The organism is Sphingomonas sp. PP-CE-1G-424 (assembly GCF_004341085.1).
Taxonomy (GTDB): Bacteria; Pseudomonadota; Alphaproteobacteria; order Sphingomonadales; family Sphingomonadaceae; genus Sphingomonas.
The window spans coordinates 13640-31289 of the sequence record NZ_SLXW01000014.1 but is presented as its reverse complement, the minus strand read 5'-3'; the positions used below and the strand labels follow the sequence as shown (position 1 = coordinate 31289).

12 protein-coding genes are annotated in these 17650 nt (G+C 62.8%); 5 read left to right on the top strand and 7 right to left on the bottom strand.

The window, feature by feature from the left end; all coding sequences use genetic code 11:
- Nucleotides 1–58: 58 nt before the first annotated feature.
- Nucleotides 59–1096 carry a LysR family transcriptional regulator gene (locus tag C8J43_RS20835; RefSeq protein WP_243645713.1) on the bottom strand — a complete coding sequence of 346 codons (1038 nt, stop codon included), beginning with the start codon at nucleotides 1094–1096 and terminating at the stop codon, nucleotides 59–61.
- Between C8J43_RS20835 and C8J43_RS20830 the strand changes: the two genes are divergently transcribed.
- Nucleotides 1050–1784: an SDR family oxidoreductase gene (locus C8J43_RS20830; protein WP_133032484.1), complete on the top strand. Its 735-nt coding sequence runs from the start codon at nucleotides 1050–1052 to the stop codon at nucleotides 1782–1784. The two genes, C8J43_RS20835 and C8J43_RS20830, sit on opposite strands and share 47 nt — an antisense overlap.
- A 185-nt stretch (nucleotides 1785–1969) precedes the next feature.
- Here the strand turns inward: C8J43_RS20830 and C8J43_RS20825 are convergent, their stop codons facing one another.
- Nucleotides 1970–2185 (bottom strand): hypothetical protein, encoded by a 216-nt coding sequence (locus tag C8J43_RS20825; protein WP_133032483.1) that lies wholly within the window; start codon nucleotides 2183–2185, stop codon nucleotides 1970–1972.
- Between the two features lie 598 nt (nucleotides 2186–2783).
- Here C8J43_RS20825 and C8J43_RS20820 point away from each other — a divergent pair.
- Complete coding sequence (locus tag C8J43_RS20820; protein WP_133032482.1) at nucleotides 2784–4343, top strand: hypothetical protein; 1560 nt, start codon at nucleotides 2784–2786, stop codon at nucleotides 4341–4343.
- A 256-nt stretch (nucleotides 4344–4599) separates the two neighbouring features.
- Here the strand turns inward: C8J43_RS20820 and C8J43_RS20815 are convergent, their stop codons facing one another.
- The 5 genes from C8J43_RS20815 to C8J43_RS20795 form a co-directional block, all read right to left on the bottom strand.
- Nucleotides 4600–6099, bottom strand: coding sequence for a tryptophan halogenase family protein (locus C8J43_RS20815; protein ID WP_133032481.1), 1500 nt, complete (start codon nucleotides 6097–6099; stop codon nucleotides 4600–4602).
- Nucleotides 6096–7130 carry a cupin-like domain-containing protein gene (locus tag C8J43_RS20810; RefSeq protein ID WP_056054632.1) on the bottom strand — a complete coding sequence of 345 codons (1035 nt, stop codon included), beginning with the start codon at nucleotides 7128–7130 and terminating at the stop codon, nucleotides 6096–6098. Before C8J43_RS20810 ends, C8J43_RS20815 begins: the two co-directional genes overlap by 4 nt.
- Nucleotides 7123–7824: a SapC family protein gene (locus C8J43_RS20805; protein WP_133032480.1), complete on the bottom strand. Its 702-nt coding sequence runs from the start codon at nucleotides 7822–7824 to the stop codon at nucleotides 7123–7125. Before C8J43_RS20805 ends, C8J43_RS20810 begins: the two co-directional genes overlap by 8 nt.
- A gap of 55 nt (nucleotides 7825–7879) precedes the next feature.
- Nucleotides 7880–11152 carry a TonB-dependent receptor gene (locus C8J43_RS20800; protein ID WP_133032479.1) on the bottom strand — a complete coding sequence of 1091 codons (3273 nt, stop codon included), beginning with the start codon at nucleotides 11150–11152 and terminating at the stop codon, nucleotides 7880–7882.
- A 137-nt stretch (nucleotides 11153–11289) separates the two neighbouring features.
- On the bottom strand, nucleotides 11290–13611 hold the full coding sequence (locus C8J43_RS20795) for a beta-glucosidase (protein WP_243645712.1): 2322 nt from the start codon (nucleotides 13609–13611) through the stop codon (nucleotides 11290–11292).
- 134 nt (nucleotides 13612–13745) lie between these two features.
- Between C8J43_RS20795 and C8J43_RS20790 the strand changes: the two genes are divergently transcribed.
- The 3 genes from C8J43_RS20790 (at nucleotide 13746) to C8J43_RS20780 (ending at nucleotide 17449) form a co-directional block, all read left to right on the top strand.
- A complete protein-coding gene (locus tag C8J43_RS20790) occupies nucleotides 13746–14987 on the top strand; it encodes an MFS transporter (protein WP_236698781.1) in 1242 nt (413 codons plus the stop codon).
- 7 nt (nucleotides 14988–14994) lie between these two features.
- Nucleotides 14995–16011, top strand: coding sequence for a LacI family DNA-binding transcriptional regulator (locus C8J43_RS20785; RefSeq protein WP_056054624.1), 1017 nt, complete (start codon nucleotides 14995–14997; stop codon nucleotides 16009–16011).
- 277 nt (nucleotides 16012–16288) lie between these two features.
- Nucleotides 16289–17449 carry an acyltransferase gene (locus C8J43_RS20780; protein ID WP_243645717.1) on the top strand — a complete coding sequence of 387 codons (1161 nt, stop codon included), beginning with the start codon at nucleotides 16289–16291 and terminating at the stop codon, nucleotides 17447–17449.
- The last annotated feature ends 201 nt before the right edge of the window (nucleotides 17450–17650 follow it).

Sequence of the window (17650 nt, the reverse complement as noted above, 5' to 3'; positions counted from 1 at the left end):
ATTGGCGCCGATCAATCGCGACATCGGATACCGCGCAGAACCGTGGTGGCACCTATTCTTAAAGATCGACCGATGCGAAAATGCCTATAGCCCAATCAAGAAAAACCCGGACACGCGGTGAGAGCTGTCGGTTCTGCGGATAGAGCGCCACGAGCGGCGTCGGCGAAGGTGGATAGTCGGTCAGTACCTCAGTCAACGTGCCAGCGGCAAAATCGTCGACGAAGCGATAACGCGGGGCCTGGATAAGCCCCATGCCCAGCCGGGCAAGCTCCCCCATTGCATCGGCACCGCCGACCGTAACGCGGCTGGGCAATGTGATGTAGTCGAGCCGGCCCTCGACCATAAATTCCAGGGGGATGATCTCGCCGGTTCGCGATGACAGATAGCCGATCATTCGATGACCTTGGAGATCGGCGGGTGTCGCTGGGACGCCGTGGCGCGCGAGATATGCCGGACTCGCGCACGTCATCTCGTTCAGCGTGGCAACACGACGCATGATCAAGCCGCTTTCAGTTGGCTCGCCTGCACGGATGACGCAATCCACGCCTTCGCGCACGAGATCGACGAGGCGATCCCCTTCGCCGATATGAAGATCGATCCGCGGGTAACGGTCAAGGAACGCGGGAATGTGCGGGATCAAGAACCGCCGCGCGATCATCGCATGGACGTCGATCCGAAGCAGCCCACGCGGCTCGGCATCCTGAAACGCGCCCTCCGCCTCTTCGATATCGGCCAGTATCGCGATGCAGCGACGATAATAGGCGTCGCCATCGAGTGTCGGTGTCACGATCCGTGTCGTGCGTTCCAGCAGGCGCACGCCCAACTGGGCTTCCAGCTGCTTGATGCCCTCCGTCGCAGTCGAGCGCGACATATCGAGATCGGTTGCCGCCGCCGTGAAACTGCGACGTTCGACGACCCGTACGAGCAGCCGCATGGCTTCGAGGCGATCCATGCCCATTGTTCGCCATACCCGAATGGACTTGGCAAGACCTGACCGATTATCCCGGCCACACGACCGTCTATATACCCGTCTCAGAAGGAGACGGATCATGACGGAACGTAAAGTTGCACTGGTTACCGGGGGATCGAAGGGCATCGGCGCTGCCATCGCGAAGCGCCTTGCGGCCGACGGAATGGCCGTGATCGTAAACTACGCGCGGGGTCAGGAGGATGCTCAGGACGTTGTGACCGAGATCGCCGCGTCAGGCGGCGAAGCGATCGCGGTACAGGCAGATGTCAGCACGCCGGGCGGGATACCATCGCTGTTCGACGCTGCGGAACGCACATTCGGTGGGCTCGATATCCTGGTCAACAATGCGGGTGTGGCCATCTTCGCGCCGATTGCCGACGTCAGCGACGCCGATTTCGATCACCAGCTTGCCGTCAATATCGCTGGCGTCTTCCGCGGGATGCGAGAAGGTGCGCTTCGCTTGCGCGATGGAGGTCGGATCATCAGCTTCTCGACCAGCGTCGTCGGCGCGCTACTTCCCCGGTACGGCGTCTACACCGCGACGAAGGCTGCGGTCGAGGCCATGACGAGTATCCTCGCCAAGGAACTGGGCATGCGTGGCATTACCGTGAACGCGGTCGCGCCTGGGCCGACGGCAACGGCCTTGTTCATGAACGGCAAGTCGGAGGCCGTGGTGCAATCGATGATCGACGCCAATCCGCTGAAGCGGCTTGGCCAGCCGGACGACATAGCGTCGGTCGTGGCATTTCTAGCCAGCCCCGATGGTGGCTGGGTCAATGGTCAGACGATCCGCGCCAATGGCGGTTTCGTCTGATCAGGTTTCAGGCGCGTCCGCAGCTACGGGCGCTCGTTTCGTGGCCGACAGCGCGCGCTCGTTTTTCTTGCGTGCCCCGTCTCCAAGCCAAGGCTGGTACGGGTTCCTAACGCGTTGTTCCTGTTAGCAGATCCCCACGCCGGCAACATGGGCAAGTTGGGCTAAACAGGGCCAATGTCCCGCGATCAGCTGGGGCCGCCGTCTAAATCACCGACGCATTGCGCGTCGGGCCTCGCTTTCGCCATGCGTCGCAATTCCCCGGTCCGCGCGACGATGCCCGGAAAGATCGTATCGGGGTTGGCCGTGTAGGTACGCAGAAGTTGCAAGGCCCAGGCATAATGCCGCGCGCCGACTTCGCAGCTGCTGCTGCCGCCATCGCCATCGCCCCATATTTGCGCCATCCAGCCCGGCCGTCGCGCTTTAGGATGGCCTGGAAGGTGCCGACCGGCCCTGCGCCGCGAACATAGGCAATCGCACCCGGGCCCGCCCAAAGGACGCGAAACGCGCGGAAGGTGAAACGCGATTGCGCGCTATCGTCGCCCGCGTGGAGCGTCTTGACGATCGCGGTGCGTTCCGGGCTTCCGGGAGCAGGCGTATGGACCGCGAGCGGCGCAGCCAGCGCCGCTGTCGCAAACGCGAGCAGTGGCGCGATGCCCGCTGTGGAGTAACCTGTCATATCAACCGCGCAATGCGATAGATTCGCTGATCGCGCCAGCCATCGGCTCCGTCGATACGGAGGCCCCGCCAAACCAGCCGTGCTGCCCTGATTGCACAAGCAACTGGCGGCTGGACGACCCATACCCAGACGTTCAGGCGCCCTTCCCCGCCTCCCAAGTGCGGACGCTTGTTCATCTCCACGATATCACTAGCTGCCATGCCCAGTGCGCGTTCACGACCGCCTGTCATTAAGGTTCAAGGACAAGGTTGAAGCGAGTACCTGACCGATTGAACGATCTCTAGGTGCGCGTCACGCGTTGGCTTGGCGATAGATGGGATGACATGATTATGGCAGAGCGATCCATTGGCGCTGATGACTTGGGTGCTGTTGGCGAGGCGGAGTTTGAGCGACGGTGCGCCGCTGCCGGGCTCATCGCCAACAAGTCAGGCCGCGACAAGATGGGCTGGGACTACGTCGTGGAGCGGGCGCCGGACGAGCAAGGCCCCGCGCTGGACAAGCGCCGCCTGTTCCCGCTCTGCCGGGTCCAGGTGAAGACGGTATGGAAACGCGATGCCGGTCGCGTTTCGCTGACGCTCTCAGCCGCAGAGAGGCTCGCGAAGCCCGAGGATCCCGCTTTCGTGGTTGCGTTCGAGGCCGAGGATGGCGCGGATGACGTTCAGATCATGTCCGCGAACCTGATCCACGTGACCGGGAACGACCTCTCCCGCGTCTTAGAAAGGCTGCGTGCTGCGGGCGCGGGCCTGAAGAAGAAGCCGCTGAACGAGCAAGAGATCACGTTCCGGATCGATAGCGGCACCCCGTTTGCGACTGGCAAGGAGCTGCTGGCCGCGCTGCTCACGGCGATCGGAAACGATCCTGACGGCTACCGCGACGCAAAGCGCGCGGCGCTGGCCAACCTCGGATACGACGGGCCGCGCTACAGCGTGCAGGTCGCCCTGACCTCGGAAGACCCGGACCACCTCCATGACGCGCTCATGGGTCGCCGGCCAATCGAGGTGCGCGGGACAAATGCGGTAGATCGCCGCTTTGGCACCGAGATTCCCTCGGGCCATACCTGGGAGGCCGGGCCGGGCGGACGGCTGATGGCCACATTCAAGCCGATCCCCAAGGGTGACTGCTCGATCGTAGTGCGGGGCGAGGACGGCGAGACCGTTGGCTTCGACGGGACATTCTCCACGCTCCCGCTTCCAAACGTGCCCAAGGCCGATGAGAGGCTCCTGTTCACCACGCCTACCTTCGAGTTAGATGTGCGCGGCAGCGGGCGCATAGCCCTAAACATTGGCGGCGAGCGCCTCGAGGCAAGTCGCCTTCCGCTCCCAGACTGGCGGACGTTGTTCAAGCTCGTCCGGCTCGTGAACGCCGGTCCGACAAAATTTGAAATCCGTGAGCGGAAAACAGGTGCGAGGTTCGAGATCCCGCTGTCGAAGGCGGTCGAGGACAAGCATTCGTCGACCGGGTCCGACTTGCTGAGCCTATTAACCCGGATCGAGGATCTCTGGGGTGAAGCCGGCGCACGGGTGCGGGATTTCACCCAGAAGGAACTCGCTGCCGCTGGTGAAGAGGTGGACGCCGTCCATCGCTTCTGGAAGGGTGACCTGCTTGAGAAGCTCGACTTCCCGATAGCCGGGTCGGAGTCGGCGGAAGCTACCGAACTCGTCCTGATCCGGGTGATGTCTGTGGAGCTCGCCGGCTCGCACGTGGCGGTTGGAGAGCGTCTTGTGATGACGAATGGAAGCGGTGGTGCAGGGTACACTCAGCGAGACCGCAGTGTGGCTACGGTCGAGGAAATCGGGGAGGCGGAGGACGCGGTGACAGAGTTCGCCAAACGGATTATGGAGAAGGTGGGCGCACACGGCATCATGACGCTGGGCAGCGACTAATCCCTGCCTGGTTAGGAAAAGCTGCCCCTTCTGACCCACTTCCGGACATTCCGGTGCCCATTTTCGCTTTCCAACTTCGGACGCTCGTTCATCTTGAGAGAGGGTGCGGCGCCGCCTTTTGAAACGGGAGCGCGGATGGCTGATAGAAATCAGTGACCTGCGGATATGAACACTTTTCCTAGAGAACACCTTCTCCTCACATTAGAGTATTCCCCTCATGTGAGATATCCGTCCAGACAAGCGGCTACGTGATGCATCAGCCGTCAGCCGGGCAATACCGGGCTAGGAAGTCGCAATGTCGCGGTAGCAGCCGCACCGTACTTGCTATTCCTCTGGAAAGATCTTCGAAAGAGGTTCGCAACTCCTGTCCCTTGATGATGCTGGCGATGCGGTGATGCGCGCGGGGCACGACGCCTTGCCCGAGCATGACTGAGACCCAGGAATCGATCCTGAACAGGTCGTCCTGTCCCTGCCAGGCGCCAGCGGTCTTCGTGAAAAGTGCGATCCGCTCAGCAAGGCTGTCAGGAATGGTCATGCGCGCGCAGTCCCGCCAGAACGCCGAATCGTCGCGTTGGGTGACGTGGTAATGGAGGATAATGAAGTCGCGCACATGCTCCCACTCGTGTCGCGACTGCGCGTTAAAGCGCGAGGCCAGTGCACCGTGATCGTCGCCACGGAATGGGAACAGCTGGATCAGGCGGATCACCGCATTCATGATCAGATGGATGCTGGTCGACTCAAGGGGCTCGATGAAGCCCGCTGCCAGACCCAGCGCGATACAATTCCGGTTCCAAGCCTGCTGTCGCATTCCCGAACGGAAGCGCAGCGGTCGCGGCTCGAACAGCGTCCGGCCATCCAGAGCACCGATCAACGTTTCGTGCGCCTCGTCGTCACTCATGTGCCCGCTGGAATAGACGAGACCGTTGCCCGTCCGCGTCTGCAGCGGGATCTGCCAGCGCCAGCCAGCACCGTGTGCGATCGCGCGCGTGTACGGCACGGGGGGGCCGACCGTCTCCGTCTGCACGGCGAGCGCCCGGTCGGTCGCGAGCCATTCCGACCAGTCCTCGAATCCAGTCTCAAGCGTGCCTTCGGTCAGCAATGCGCGGAAGCCGGTGCAATCGACGAACAGGTCGCCAGAGATCCGCTCGCCTGAGGCGAGGACGAGCGCGGCAATATAGCCCCCCTCGCCGTCACGCTCGACCCGCTCGATGCATCCCTCGACGCGGCGGACGCCCCAGGGTTCGGCCAGCGCGCGCAGGAACCGCGCATAGGCGGTCGCGTCGAGGTGATAGGCATAAGCCAGCGAATGCTGCTCGTCGTGACCGAAGAGGCCAGCGCCGGCTGCCTGCTGTTCGAGCGAATAGTCGCCGTACGCCTCACCGAACCCGCGTGCACGTGCCTCCAGCCAGAAATGCTGGAAGTCGGCGATCGCCACCGACCTGCCGATGCTGCCGAACGGATGGAAATATCGGTCTCCGACCTGGCGCCAATTCTCGAATGCGATGCCGAGCTTGAAGGTCGCCTGCGTGGCACGCATGAACGCCGCTTCGTCGATGCCGAGAAAGGCGTGAAAGCTGCGCGCTGTCGGAATGGTGGACTCGCCGACGCCGACGGTGCCGATCTCGTCCGATTCGACGAGTGTCACATCGACTAGCGATCCCAGTTGCCGCACGATCGCTGCGGCGGCGATCCATCCGGCCGTGCCACCGCCGGCGACCACGACGCGGGTACGTGGAGGTTCAGACGTATCATTCATCGGTTCAGCCTGTGCAGCAGGTAGGCTCGCAACTGGCGTGCAGCATGCTCGTCAAGCGGCGCGAGCGGTCCGCGTGCCGGTGGCGGCAGATGCGCCGCGACCGCCTCCGCATCGCCGAACACGTAATGATCGAACATCACGCGCCACGCGCGCTTCTCCTGCGCTGGCCGGTCACGCAGGCTGAGCAGCGCGTGCAGTAGCGTATCCATCGGCGTGTCCATGAAGGCGGGCGCCGCGTTCCACCAATAGTTCACCAGCACGTTAAAGTCGTCGAGCGCCTCGACATGGTGCCACCACAACGCCGGGTAGACGAGGACGTCGCCAGCCGCCAGATCCGCCACCGATCCGGCGGCAACAGCGGCAGCGAAGCGTGGATAGGCATCGAGATCCGGCGCGGCGAAATCGACCATGCTCACCACCTGCCCTCCGGGAGTCGGCGAGAGCGGGCCGGGATAGAGGTTGGCGACCTGATCCGGTGGGAATAGCGTGAAGCGTCGCCGCCCGACTGCGCAGATAGCCGCATTGTTCGACATGTCGTGATGTGCGGACGCGACCGTGCGGTTGCCAATCCAGATGCTGGCGAGCGGCGGGTGGCGATCGAAGACGTCACCGTGCGGCACCAAATCGTTCTCGGCGCGGAAGCCGGGGAGATGGGTGTCGAGATCGGTGGAGCCGATATAATAAGCGGGTGCCCTGGCGTCGCCGAGATGACCGAGCACATGATCGAAGAATTCGCCCAGAGCGATCCGCTTGGCGGCGAAGTTCATCGCAGTCGCAGTCTCGTCATAATGGAAGCGTCCCCTGATCGCGGGATCGCCGACATAGCCAGTGACGGGACGGCCAGCGTCGAACCGGCGCAGATAGGCGGCAGCCTCTTGCGGCGACCTACGTCCGGCCTGGACCAGCGGCCAGTCGGCGGCGAGCCCGCGCAGGATCACCGGCTCTTCCGTCGCTATCAATGCGTCCAGATCGAGGACACCGGAGTGATCGATCTCGCGGACGGGTCGCGATACCCGCAAGCTCTCAGCCATGAAGCTCTTTCCGAAGCTTCCGATCGATCAGGTGGCGAAGGTTGCCGAGCGATGAGGCAATCCAGAACGCCGGACGCAAGAAGTCGTCGCGGTGGAGCCGTGCCAGGATATCGCCGTCGAGCGCAGCCAGCTTCCCCGCATCGACGGTGAAGCGATCGGGAATGTCATAACAACGCCCGTCGGCGAGATCGAGTTGCAGCGTGGCGGGTTCGAGCAGGCCGGCGGCGGCGAACGCGTCAAACATCGCCTTCTCGGTCTCCAGACCGACATAGATCCGCTGCAGCATCGCCGAGACGTGATCGAGTAACGGCGCGTTACCGCCGAGCTCGCGGAACACCGGCTCGCCGTTATCGACGATGCGCGGATGGTTCGGATCGACGTGGATCATAGGTTCGCCATCGGCACCCGAACCGATCGAGAAGGGACCGCGCGCCCGCGCCGCCGGCACGTACCGCGCGTCCCACCGCTCGCCGTCGAGAAACAGGTTCTCGTCCGGATCGAGCCCCAACAGGACGGTCGAGAATAGGACGCCGTGCTCGTCGCGACGTAGCAAGATCGCATAGTCGCGCTGCAGTTCCTCGAACTCGGCCGGGAAGACGCGCGTCTGGTTGATCGCATCGCCGTAGCGCGCGTGATGACCGACCGCGACACGCAGGTCGCGGTGGTCAATGTTGTTGAGAAGTACCGAGGCCATGAGATAATCCTAGACGAGGAAGGCCGCTTTCGTCAGCGGCCTTCTCGCCGCTTGGTCAGAAGCGGTATCGCGCTCCGACCAGATACCGTGCGGACCCTTCCGACAGGTACCAGATGTTGCTCTTGTCGCGGCCGTAGGAGCGCACGCCCTCCTCGGTGATGTTGATCGCTTCGAACCCGAGCGCAAAACGCGAGGTGAGGTCGAAGTTCACCGACAGGTCGAGCTGACCATAGGGCGCGGTGAACACCGGATTGCGATCGCCGCCGCGGTTGATGCCACTGAGGAACTTGTCGCGCCAGTTGTACGACATGCGCGCCGAGATACCGTTCTTGTCGTAGATCAGCGTGGCGTTGGCGGTATCCGACAGACCGACCAGCGCGAACGTGTTCACGCTCGGATCGGCCGCGATGTCGATGCCGATGTTGCCGCGGACCAGCGTATAGCTCGCTGCCACGCCGAAGCCCGTATCCCCGAGAAAATACTGCCCGGCAAGTTCGACGCCGTAGATGTGCGCGTCCTGGTTGTTGATCGGCGTATTGACCGCGAAATTGAACAGCGGATCCTGCCCGTTGGCGGTGATATCGTACTGGCCGAGTATCTGATCGACGAACCCCTGGTTCAACGCGCGGCTCTGCGTGTTGTAGTTGGCCGCGAACTGGGCGTTCGTCGTCGCGACGTTGCCCGCATTCTGCTGCAGCAGCGCCGTGTAGGTGAACAGGTTCACGTCGGTGATGTCGGCGTTGAACGTGCCAGCCAGCTGCTCACGCGCCGTGCCCGAACGCGTCCCGGCGGTGCCCGAAGTGGGATCGCGCAGACCGAACAGATTGCGGTTGACCACCGTCTGGCCGATGAAGTTGTGGACCTTCTTGTTGAAGAAGCCCGCCGACAGGAACACGTCCTTGCGCGGATACCATTCGAGGGAGACGTCGATGTTGTCCGACGACAGTGGATCGAGATCGGTGTTGTGCGCAGTGCCGGTCGCTATGCCACCGATCGCCGTCGGGCGGCCCGGACCGGCGACGTTGGTCGACGCGAACAGGTCGCCGTAACCGGCACGCGAGATCGTCTTGCTGTACGAGGCGCGGGCGAAGAGGTTATTAACCACCTCGAACTTGGCATCCACCGACGGCAGCCAGTTGCTGTAACCGCCACGCGACGACAGCGTCTGCCGACCGGCGGTGTTCAAGACGAAGAAGTCGTTGTCGGCAGTCCAGACAACCGCGGTCGGTACCGGCTGGAGCGAAACCGCTCGTACCTTGGTGTTCTCGTACCGAACGCCGGCAACCAGCTGCGCGTTGTGATCGAACAGCTTGCCGTTCCAGGATCCCTGGACATAGCCCGACCAGATGTTCTCGCGGACACGGTTGTCGTCGTTCGCGTCGATGTTGTCGGCGTGGTTCACGCCGTCGTTCGTCACGCCGAGATAATAGTCGTGCAGCGTGTTGTAGAGCTTCGTCGCGTCCTGCGTGCGGAATGCCACCAGGGTGTTGGCGTCCGGATTCCCATCGTTGTGCTCAAACTTGCACACGTTGCAGAACTGGAAGACCTGACCGGGCGCGAGACGCGCGATGTCGGGCGGCAGCGAATTGCCCCAGTCACCCAGGACCTGGCGCGTGTTATACTGCGTCTGACGCGTATTCGTGGTGCGGTAGTCAGCACCAGCGTCGAGGCGGAGCTGATCGTTCAGTGCCCATCCCGCGTCCGCGCGAAGTTCCTTGACCCGCTGCGTCTGGTTGGATGCGAACTGACGCTGCACAGCGCTCGACAGGTCGCCGAGATCGATCACGCCGTTGCCGTTGCCCTTGATGAAGGACTGGCCGGTCGGCGTCGTGCTGGCCGAACCGTCATTGATCGCGATCGTCTGCTGCGGGAAGCCATCCTTGCCCAACGTGAGCGAATGTGCGGCGACGACCGGCGCGTTGAAGGCGACTGTGGTCGAAGTCTGACCATTGGGATTGTCAGGCGAGCTGTCCGCGCGACCGATATGGCCGTCGATAGCGAGCGAGAAGCGGTCGGTCGGCTTCCATTCGACGTTGCCGCCGAAGTCGTACAGCTTGTTCTTCTGCGCACGATACGCCTGCTCGAACGCCTCGTCCTTTACGCCGTTGATCGTTTCGGACAGGAAGCTCGTCGTCGCGATGCCGTTGCTGGCGTCGTCGAACGTGACAACGCCGAACGGGCGGTTGAACCAGTTGGACTGGGTCGAGCGACGTTCCGACTGGCGCAACTGCGCATAGAGGCCATCTGCAGTGAAGGTCAGCGTGTCGGTCGGACGGAATTGGATGACGCCCGACCCGTTGATGCGCTCGCGGCTTGCCTCGGAGAAGTGATAGCGCGAGTCGTTCGGCACGGAGACCAGGGCGTTGCCGTTGGTCGGACGGTTGTTGATCACCGTCTGACCGTTGACGAAGCCGTTGCCGGGATTGAGGAAGTCGGTCAGCGACCGGATGTTCCAGTTGTCGGGCGCGACGCTGGAGAAGCTGAAGTTGCGCTTCTGGTAGCTGCCGAACAGCGACACGCCGAAGCGCTGGTTGGGATCGCTCCAGCTGGCGGTACCCGAAACTTCGGGCGTCACGCGCGCGCCGCAGTCGAAACAGTCTGACGAGCTGTTATCGTAGCTGCCCTTGACGCCGAGCGAGCCCAAGAGACCCGTATCCTTGGAGTCGAGCGGACGACGGCTGACGACGTTCACCGCCGCGCCGATGCCACCCGAGGGGATCGCGGCGCGGCCGGTCTTGTATACCTCCAGCGTCTTCACGCCTTCGGAAGCGAGGTTGGAGAAGTCGAACGAACGACCGAATCCACCCGCGCCGTCACCGCCCTGATCGCCGCCCACCGCGACGATGTTCGATGTCGCGAGCTGACGGCCGTTGAGCGTGACGAGATTATACTGCGCGCCGAAGCCGCGAACCGTGACGGTCGAGCCTTCGCCGTTGCGGCGATCGATCGACACGCCGGTAATGCGCTGCAGCGATTCCGCGAGATTGGTGTTGGCGAACTTGCCGATGTCTTCCGCGCTGATCGCATCGACGACGCCGAACGAGTCCCGCTTGATCGCGATCGACCGCTCGAGCGAGGCGCGAACGCCGGTCACGACGATCTCGTCGCCTGGGGCCTGGTCGGGCATCGCGTTAGTCGCAGTAGCGCCGGTCTCAACCTGCGGAGCGCCTGGCGACGTATCCGCTTGTGGCGTGCCCTGCTGTGCCTGAACGGCCGGTGTCGGATCTGGAGCGGCCTGCGCATTCGCCAAGCCGGGCATCGTCAGCCCCGCCACCAACGCGAATACCGACGTCGAGCGCGCGAACGCTGACGGAATAGAACCCCTCATACTCATCCTCCCTGACCGGCATGTCCCTACCGGTGTATGATTCTGGCGGTGTAACCCCGCGTTCCTCAACCGTGCTGCCGTCCGACATCGATGTCAATCAGCGCGTGACATCGACGTTCAGCATGCGCGGATTTGTTTCAAGGTGTGTCAAAAGCAGCACGGCCAGACGCAAGGCGCCGGTCAGTCAGACCGACCGTGCCTTCCGAGATCATCGTCTGCGCGTCCGTTGCGAGTTTGAGCGCATACGCGCCGCCCTTCAATCGCCAGCCGGCCCCTTCCCATCGCGCCAACGCACGCGGATCAGCGGTGATCGTCACGTTTCTGGTCTCGCCAGCCGCCAGCGTCTGACGTGACCAGCCGACCAACCGTGGCGCTCCGCCGTTCGGCAACGTTGCGTACAGTTGAGGTACGGCGGTGCCGGTGCGTGCAGTCTGATTGGTGACGGTAAACGTCACTCTGGCGTTGGTCCCGCCCGAAAACCGTGGGTTGCTGATCCTGGTGCTGGCATAACTCAGCCCGAAACCGAACGGAAACAACGGTGTATCCTTGCGTGAGGCATACCAACGATACCCGACGTTCGCCCCCTCCTGATAGGTGACGGGATAGGCCGGAAGCAGGCTGGCATCTCCGGCGCCGGCATTGGCCGAGGCAGCGTTGCTGGTCGCGCCAGTCGGCGATGTGATCGGCCGAGGGCGAGGGAGTTGCTCGATGTTCCGCGGGAAGCTGATCGGCAGACGGCCTGATGCATCGACCTCGCCGAACAACACGCGTGCGATCGCCTCGCCGCCACGCTGGCCCGGATACCAAGCTTCGACGATCGCCGGCACCCGCGTGGCCCACGGCATCAGAACCGGTCCACCGGTCTCCAGCACGACGATGGTGCGTCGGTTGGCGGCGGCGACCGCGTCGATCACCGCATCCTGATTATCGGGCAGCGACAAGGAGGGCGCATCCTGCGCTTCGGTCTGCCAATGCGTTGCAAACACAATCGCGAGGTCGGCGGCGTGGGCCGCCTTGGCAGCGGCGACCGGGTCGGTGCCGTCGACGAACGTCACCTGCGCATTCGGCGCCAGCGCCTTGATGGCGCGCAGCGGAGATGACGAATGATAGGTAACCCGGGCGAATGACGCCGCCGCGCCGCTTTTGAGCGGGATCTCGATCGGCACGCCGCCGACGGAGCGAACCTGGGACGAGCCGCCCCCGGACAGCACGCCGACGTCCGCATGACCGCCGATGACAACGATCGATCGCACGGTCTTGGCAATCGGCAAAAGATCATTCTCATTCCTGAGCAAAACGATACCGGCCTCGGCGGTACGCTGTGCGATCTCGGCGTTAGCGGCATAGTCGATCGGCTGTGCGGATGTGGGCGTGGGATTGTCGTAAAGACCGCTGGCGATGACCCCGGTCAGGATGTGGCGTACCATGTCGTCGAGCCGCGCCGTCGAGACCCGCCCGACAGCGACAGCGTTAGCAAGCGGCGTGCCGAAATAGACCTTGGCATCCAGTTCCTGGCCTGACTCTTGGTCCAGCCCTGCGTTGGCCGCCTTCTCCGTGGAATGTACGGCACCCCAGTCGGACATGACGAACCCTGGATATCTCCAGTCTCCGCGCAGGACGTCGGTCAACAGGAACTTGTTCTCGCAAGCATAGTCGCCGTCGATGCGATTGTACGCGCACATCACCGAACCCGGCTTCCCATCCGCGATCGCGATTTCGAACGCTAGCAGGTCGCTTTCCCGTAGTGCCGTCGGATCGATCCGCGCGTCGAGAACGGCTCGCCCGGTCTCTTGGCTGTTCAGGACGAAATGCTTGATCGTCGAGACGATATGGTTCGACTGGACGCCCCGGATCGACGCCGCGCCCATGACGCCTGTGAGCAGCGGATCTTCGCCAAGATACTCGAAGTTTCGCCCGTTCCACGCATCACGCGTTAGGTTTACGCCGCCCGCAAGCAATACGTTGAAGGTCTTCGCCCGCGCTTCGCTACCAATCATCGCGCTCCCGGCATAGGCAATGGCGGGATCGAAACTCGCGGCGGTGGCAAGGCTTGCGGGCAGCGCAGTGGCCACATCGCCCTTGCGTTGCTCGACCTGATTGGCAACGCCCAGCGACGCATCGCTTTCGCGCAACGTCGGTATGCCAAGACGAGGGACACCGGGCACGTAACCGGCGGACGGAATCATGTCGGACGTCATCGGTTTCGCCATCGGTGGAAATATGCCGTGAACGTAGCTCAGCTTTTCGGCCTGCGTCATCGCCGCCACGAGAGCGTCCGCCCGGTCCGCTGCGGTTCTCGTCGTGTCACGCCAGATTTCCGACGTCCTTGCGCCCGTTCCGCCAGCCACCTTGGAAGCTGAAGCTTTTGCAGACCCCACCCCTGGCAGAGCCTGCGCCGAAAGCGCCATCGGCGCGACGCTCAGCAGCGCGCAGGCGATGCGCGGAAATCCCGTGCTCATCGTAGATATCCTCCCATGCCGCATTTTCCCGAGCGACTTGGCAGCGTGATCGCCAACTCCGACATCGATGTCAATGCGAAGCACGATGTCTTCGTCATACATTGCGCAGCAGCCCCGCCTTGCTAGGATGAGGCGTGAACACCAGCAGCATGCCCCTTGCGCCCGCTACCGGCGAACAGCGCGCGACACTGCTGTTCCAGCTTTGTATCGGCGTTTATTTTCTCGGCGGATTCCTCAACTCGCTTGTCGGATTGCTGGTGCCCCGGTTGCGGATGATCGAAGGCCTGAACCACACGCGCTCGCTGCTGGTGCAGTTCGCGTTCCATTCAAGCTATCTCCTTTTCGCCGTGCCGATCACCGTGCTGGTGGTGAAGTTCGGCTACATGCGAAGCATCGCGGCGGGGCTGGTCGTCATCGCGCTGGGTTGCGGCCTACTGGCCGCATCGCTCGGGTCGCTTGGGTACATGACTGTTCTACTCGCGCTCCTAGCCGTCGCCGGCGGCGTTACTTTTCTGCAGATCGCGGCCAACATAGTCGTCCCTGTTGTCGAACCGGCACGCCGCGCCGTCTCGCGACTGACCTTGCTGCAAGGCTTCAACTCGCTTGGTACCGTGCTCGCGTCCCTGGCTGGATCCACGCTGCTGCTGGGGACGGGTCGGCAACGATCCGGCGCCCTGGCAGACCACATACGGGTCGTTCTGCCGTTCCTTGCGGTTGCGCTGGTCGCGCTTGTGCTTGCCGCAGCCTTTATCAGCCGACGCGACCTGCTGCCCGCGTCCTCAACGCCGCGTCGCGTGCCGCTCCCTGGCATCGTCGCCGTGTTGTCGAACCGACGGTTGCTGGCAGGTGGCGGCGCGATGTTCGCCTATGTCGGCGCCGAGGTCACGATCGGCACGCTGCTCGTGGAATATCTGGCGATGCCCGACATTCTGGACGTCTCGCCGGTCGCGGCGGGGCAACTCGTAGGTCTGTACTGGACCGGTGCGCTGATCGGCCGACTGGTAGGCGCCCGCTACCTCACCCGCTATGGTGCGACAACGATGCTGCTCGGTTGCGCGATGGTCGCCGTCGGGCTCGTTGCGGTGGCGATCGGTCTGCAGGGGCCGGTGGCCGCCGCTGCGCTGCTCGCAGTCGGACTTTGCAACGCTATCATGTATCCAACGATCTTCGCGCTTTCACTGCCCGATGATCATTCCACCGCCACCTATGCCTCGATGCTGTTGTGTATGGTAGTCGTCGGCGGCGCCATCATCCCGTTGCTAACCGGCGTCGTCGCGGACGCGGCCGGCTTGAGGATGTCATTCATGCTTCCTGGCGTCTGCTACATCGTCATAGCGGCGTTCGCTAGGTGGCGGCATCGCACATGGGGTTTATAGCACGTTGATGCCGCCGGTAACCATCAAGGATGTCGCGCGCGCTGCAGGCGTGTCGCCCAAGACCGTTTCGCGGGTGATGAATGCGGAGGCGCATGTTAGGCCAGCGGTGCGAGACCATGTGCTGCGTGTCGTCGCGGAATTGGGTTATCGCCCGAACGCCTACGCCCGCAGCCTGTCGAGTTCGCGGTCCTACCTCATCGGATTGTTCTTCGACGATCCGGCATCGGGGTACGCCGCAGAGGTCCAACTCGGTGCGATGGCCCGCTGCCGCCATCACGGCTATCATCTCGTCATCGAACGGATCGACCGCGACGGGCTCGAGCCGCTCGACGAGGTATCGAGAACGTTGCAGGCATTGCAGCTCGCCGGGGTCATTCTAACGCCGCCGATCTGCGACTGGTCCGATCTCACCGACCTGCTCGATCAACGCGGCATCCCTGTTGTGAAACTGAATTCATCACGAACCGGCTCATCGGCCGCGGTGATCCACATCGACGACTATCAGGCCGCCCGCGATATGACTGATCACCTCATCACAATGGGGCATCGCGACATTGCGTTCGTTCAGGGGATCGTATCGCACGATGCGGCTGGCAAACGACTAGCGGGCTTTTGCGACGCGATGAGTTGCGCGGGGATCGGCATCAGGGAAGCTTGGGTTCAAGCCGGCGACTTCAGCTTCAAGTCGGGTATGGCGGCCGGCGACGCGATTCTGTCGACCAACGATCGTCCCAGCGCCGTGTTCGCCGCCAACGACGAGATGGCTCTGGGTGTTCTGGTCAGCGCCGCACGCAGAAACATTGCCGTACCCGGGGCCCTGTCCGTGGTGGGCTTCGACGATGCGCCTATTTCTCGCATGGCGTGGCCTCAACTGACGACCATTCGTCAACCCAATGCCCTTCTTGCAAGTGTGGCCATCGATATCCTGGCCGACCCCTTGTATCAACAGGTAGGCGACCGGCTCGCACGATCGGTTCAGGTACCATATACTTTTATCGGGCGTTCAAGTTCGGGACCGGTTTAACGTACGAAACCAGGCTGGCCGAAAGCAGCTCCAACATTTAGGTGCTTGCCACCGGCGACCAACCTTATGGTTACAGTGTGTCGCTCATGAGCCATGATCTGAAGCATCAAGACCCATATGCGGTCATTCGTCCCCGCTTGTCGCGTATCCAATTCTCGCCGTTCATTCATCTGCCAGATGCGTTAACCTGGGGCCCTCGGCTAACCGCGATCCATAGTTGCGGTCAAACGGTCCATCGGCCAGCGTGGCGTTGAGGTACGACGGGAGAGCAAGCTTGGTGGAAGTGTTGCGATTGACAGGGGCGGATATGCCAACTTCGCCGCCCGGCGTTCCAAATGCGGCACCGGACCAGACAGCGACGGGCAAGGATCATTTCGAGGTGCTCGACGGTCTGCGCGGCACCGCTGCCATGCTCGTTGTGCTGTTCCACATTCAGGGCATCACGGTGATGTGGGATGCCTCCAAGGTCATTCTTCACCACGCGGTCCTGGCCGTCGACTTCTTCTTCCTGCTGTCCGGCTTCGTGATCGGTTACGCCTATGACGATCGCTGGGACCGTATGTCGGTCCGCCGTTTTCTGACTTTGCGACTGATCCGGCTGCACCCGCTCGTGATCCTTGGCGTTGTGCTGGGCTTCGTGAGCTATCTGTCCGACCCGTTTGCCGGTAGTGCGCAAGCCGTGCCGCTGGGCAAGCTGCTTGGCGTGTTCGCTCTTGGGCTGTTGCTGCTGCCCGCCGGGCCGCTCCCTAATCGCTGGAGCGACACGCACCCCTTCAACGGGCCATGCTGGAGTCTGCTTCAGGAATATATAGGCAATATCGCCTACGCGCTCCTGCTTCGTCGCTTGTCCGCCCGCGCGCTGCTGGCGATTGCGATCGCAAGTGGGATCTGCCTCGTCGTATGCGGGCTCAGACTCGGCACTATGGATCAGGGCTCAGGCTGGGATAGCTTGTGGATGGCGCCCGTCCGGCTGTGCTTCCCGTTCGTCATGGGGCTTTGGCTTTTCCGCGTACGGGGCCGACTGCCGTTCTTGCGCCTTGGTTATCTGCCGCTGACGGTCGTCCTGATCGCGGTGGCCGCGTTCCCGACGCTGTCGAACGTGGGCCCGGTCAAGCTCAACGGCCTATACGAGACGACGTGCATCGTCGTCGTATTCCCGCTCGTCATTTTGGCCGGAAGCCACTCGGAAGCGGGCCGCGGCATGATGGGGCTGTGCAAGTTCGCTGGGCGCATATCTTACCCGATCTACATGACGCATTTTCCATTCCTGTATGTCTGGATGAACTTCGTAGCGAACGGCCATCCGACCCAAGATATGCTGGTAGTCATCGGGCTGGCGCTCATTCCCTTCCTCATCGCAGTTGCATGGGCGTCGTATACATTCTGGGACGAGCCGATCCGTGCGCGGCTCCGTACCGCGCTTGGCAGTCATCGTTGATTTGTACTGGACAACAAATTCGATGCCGGTCTGCCGCCCGGTTTTTCATCAGTACGACAAACGACCCACAATCGGTCGTTCAACGCGCTCGCCAGTCGTCCCAACTTTTGCCGGTCGTTCATATTGACAAAACGGGGGGCGGCACCAGCGGGAGCCGGCAACCTGCTTCGCGCATGCCGTGATCCATCATCGACTGTTAAA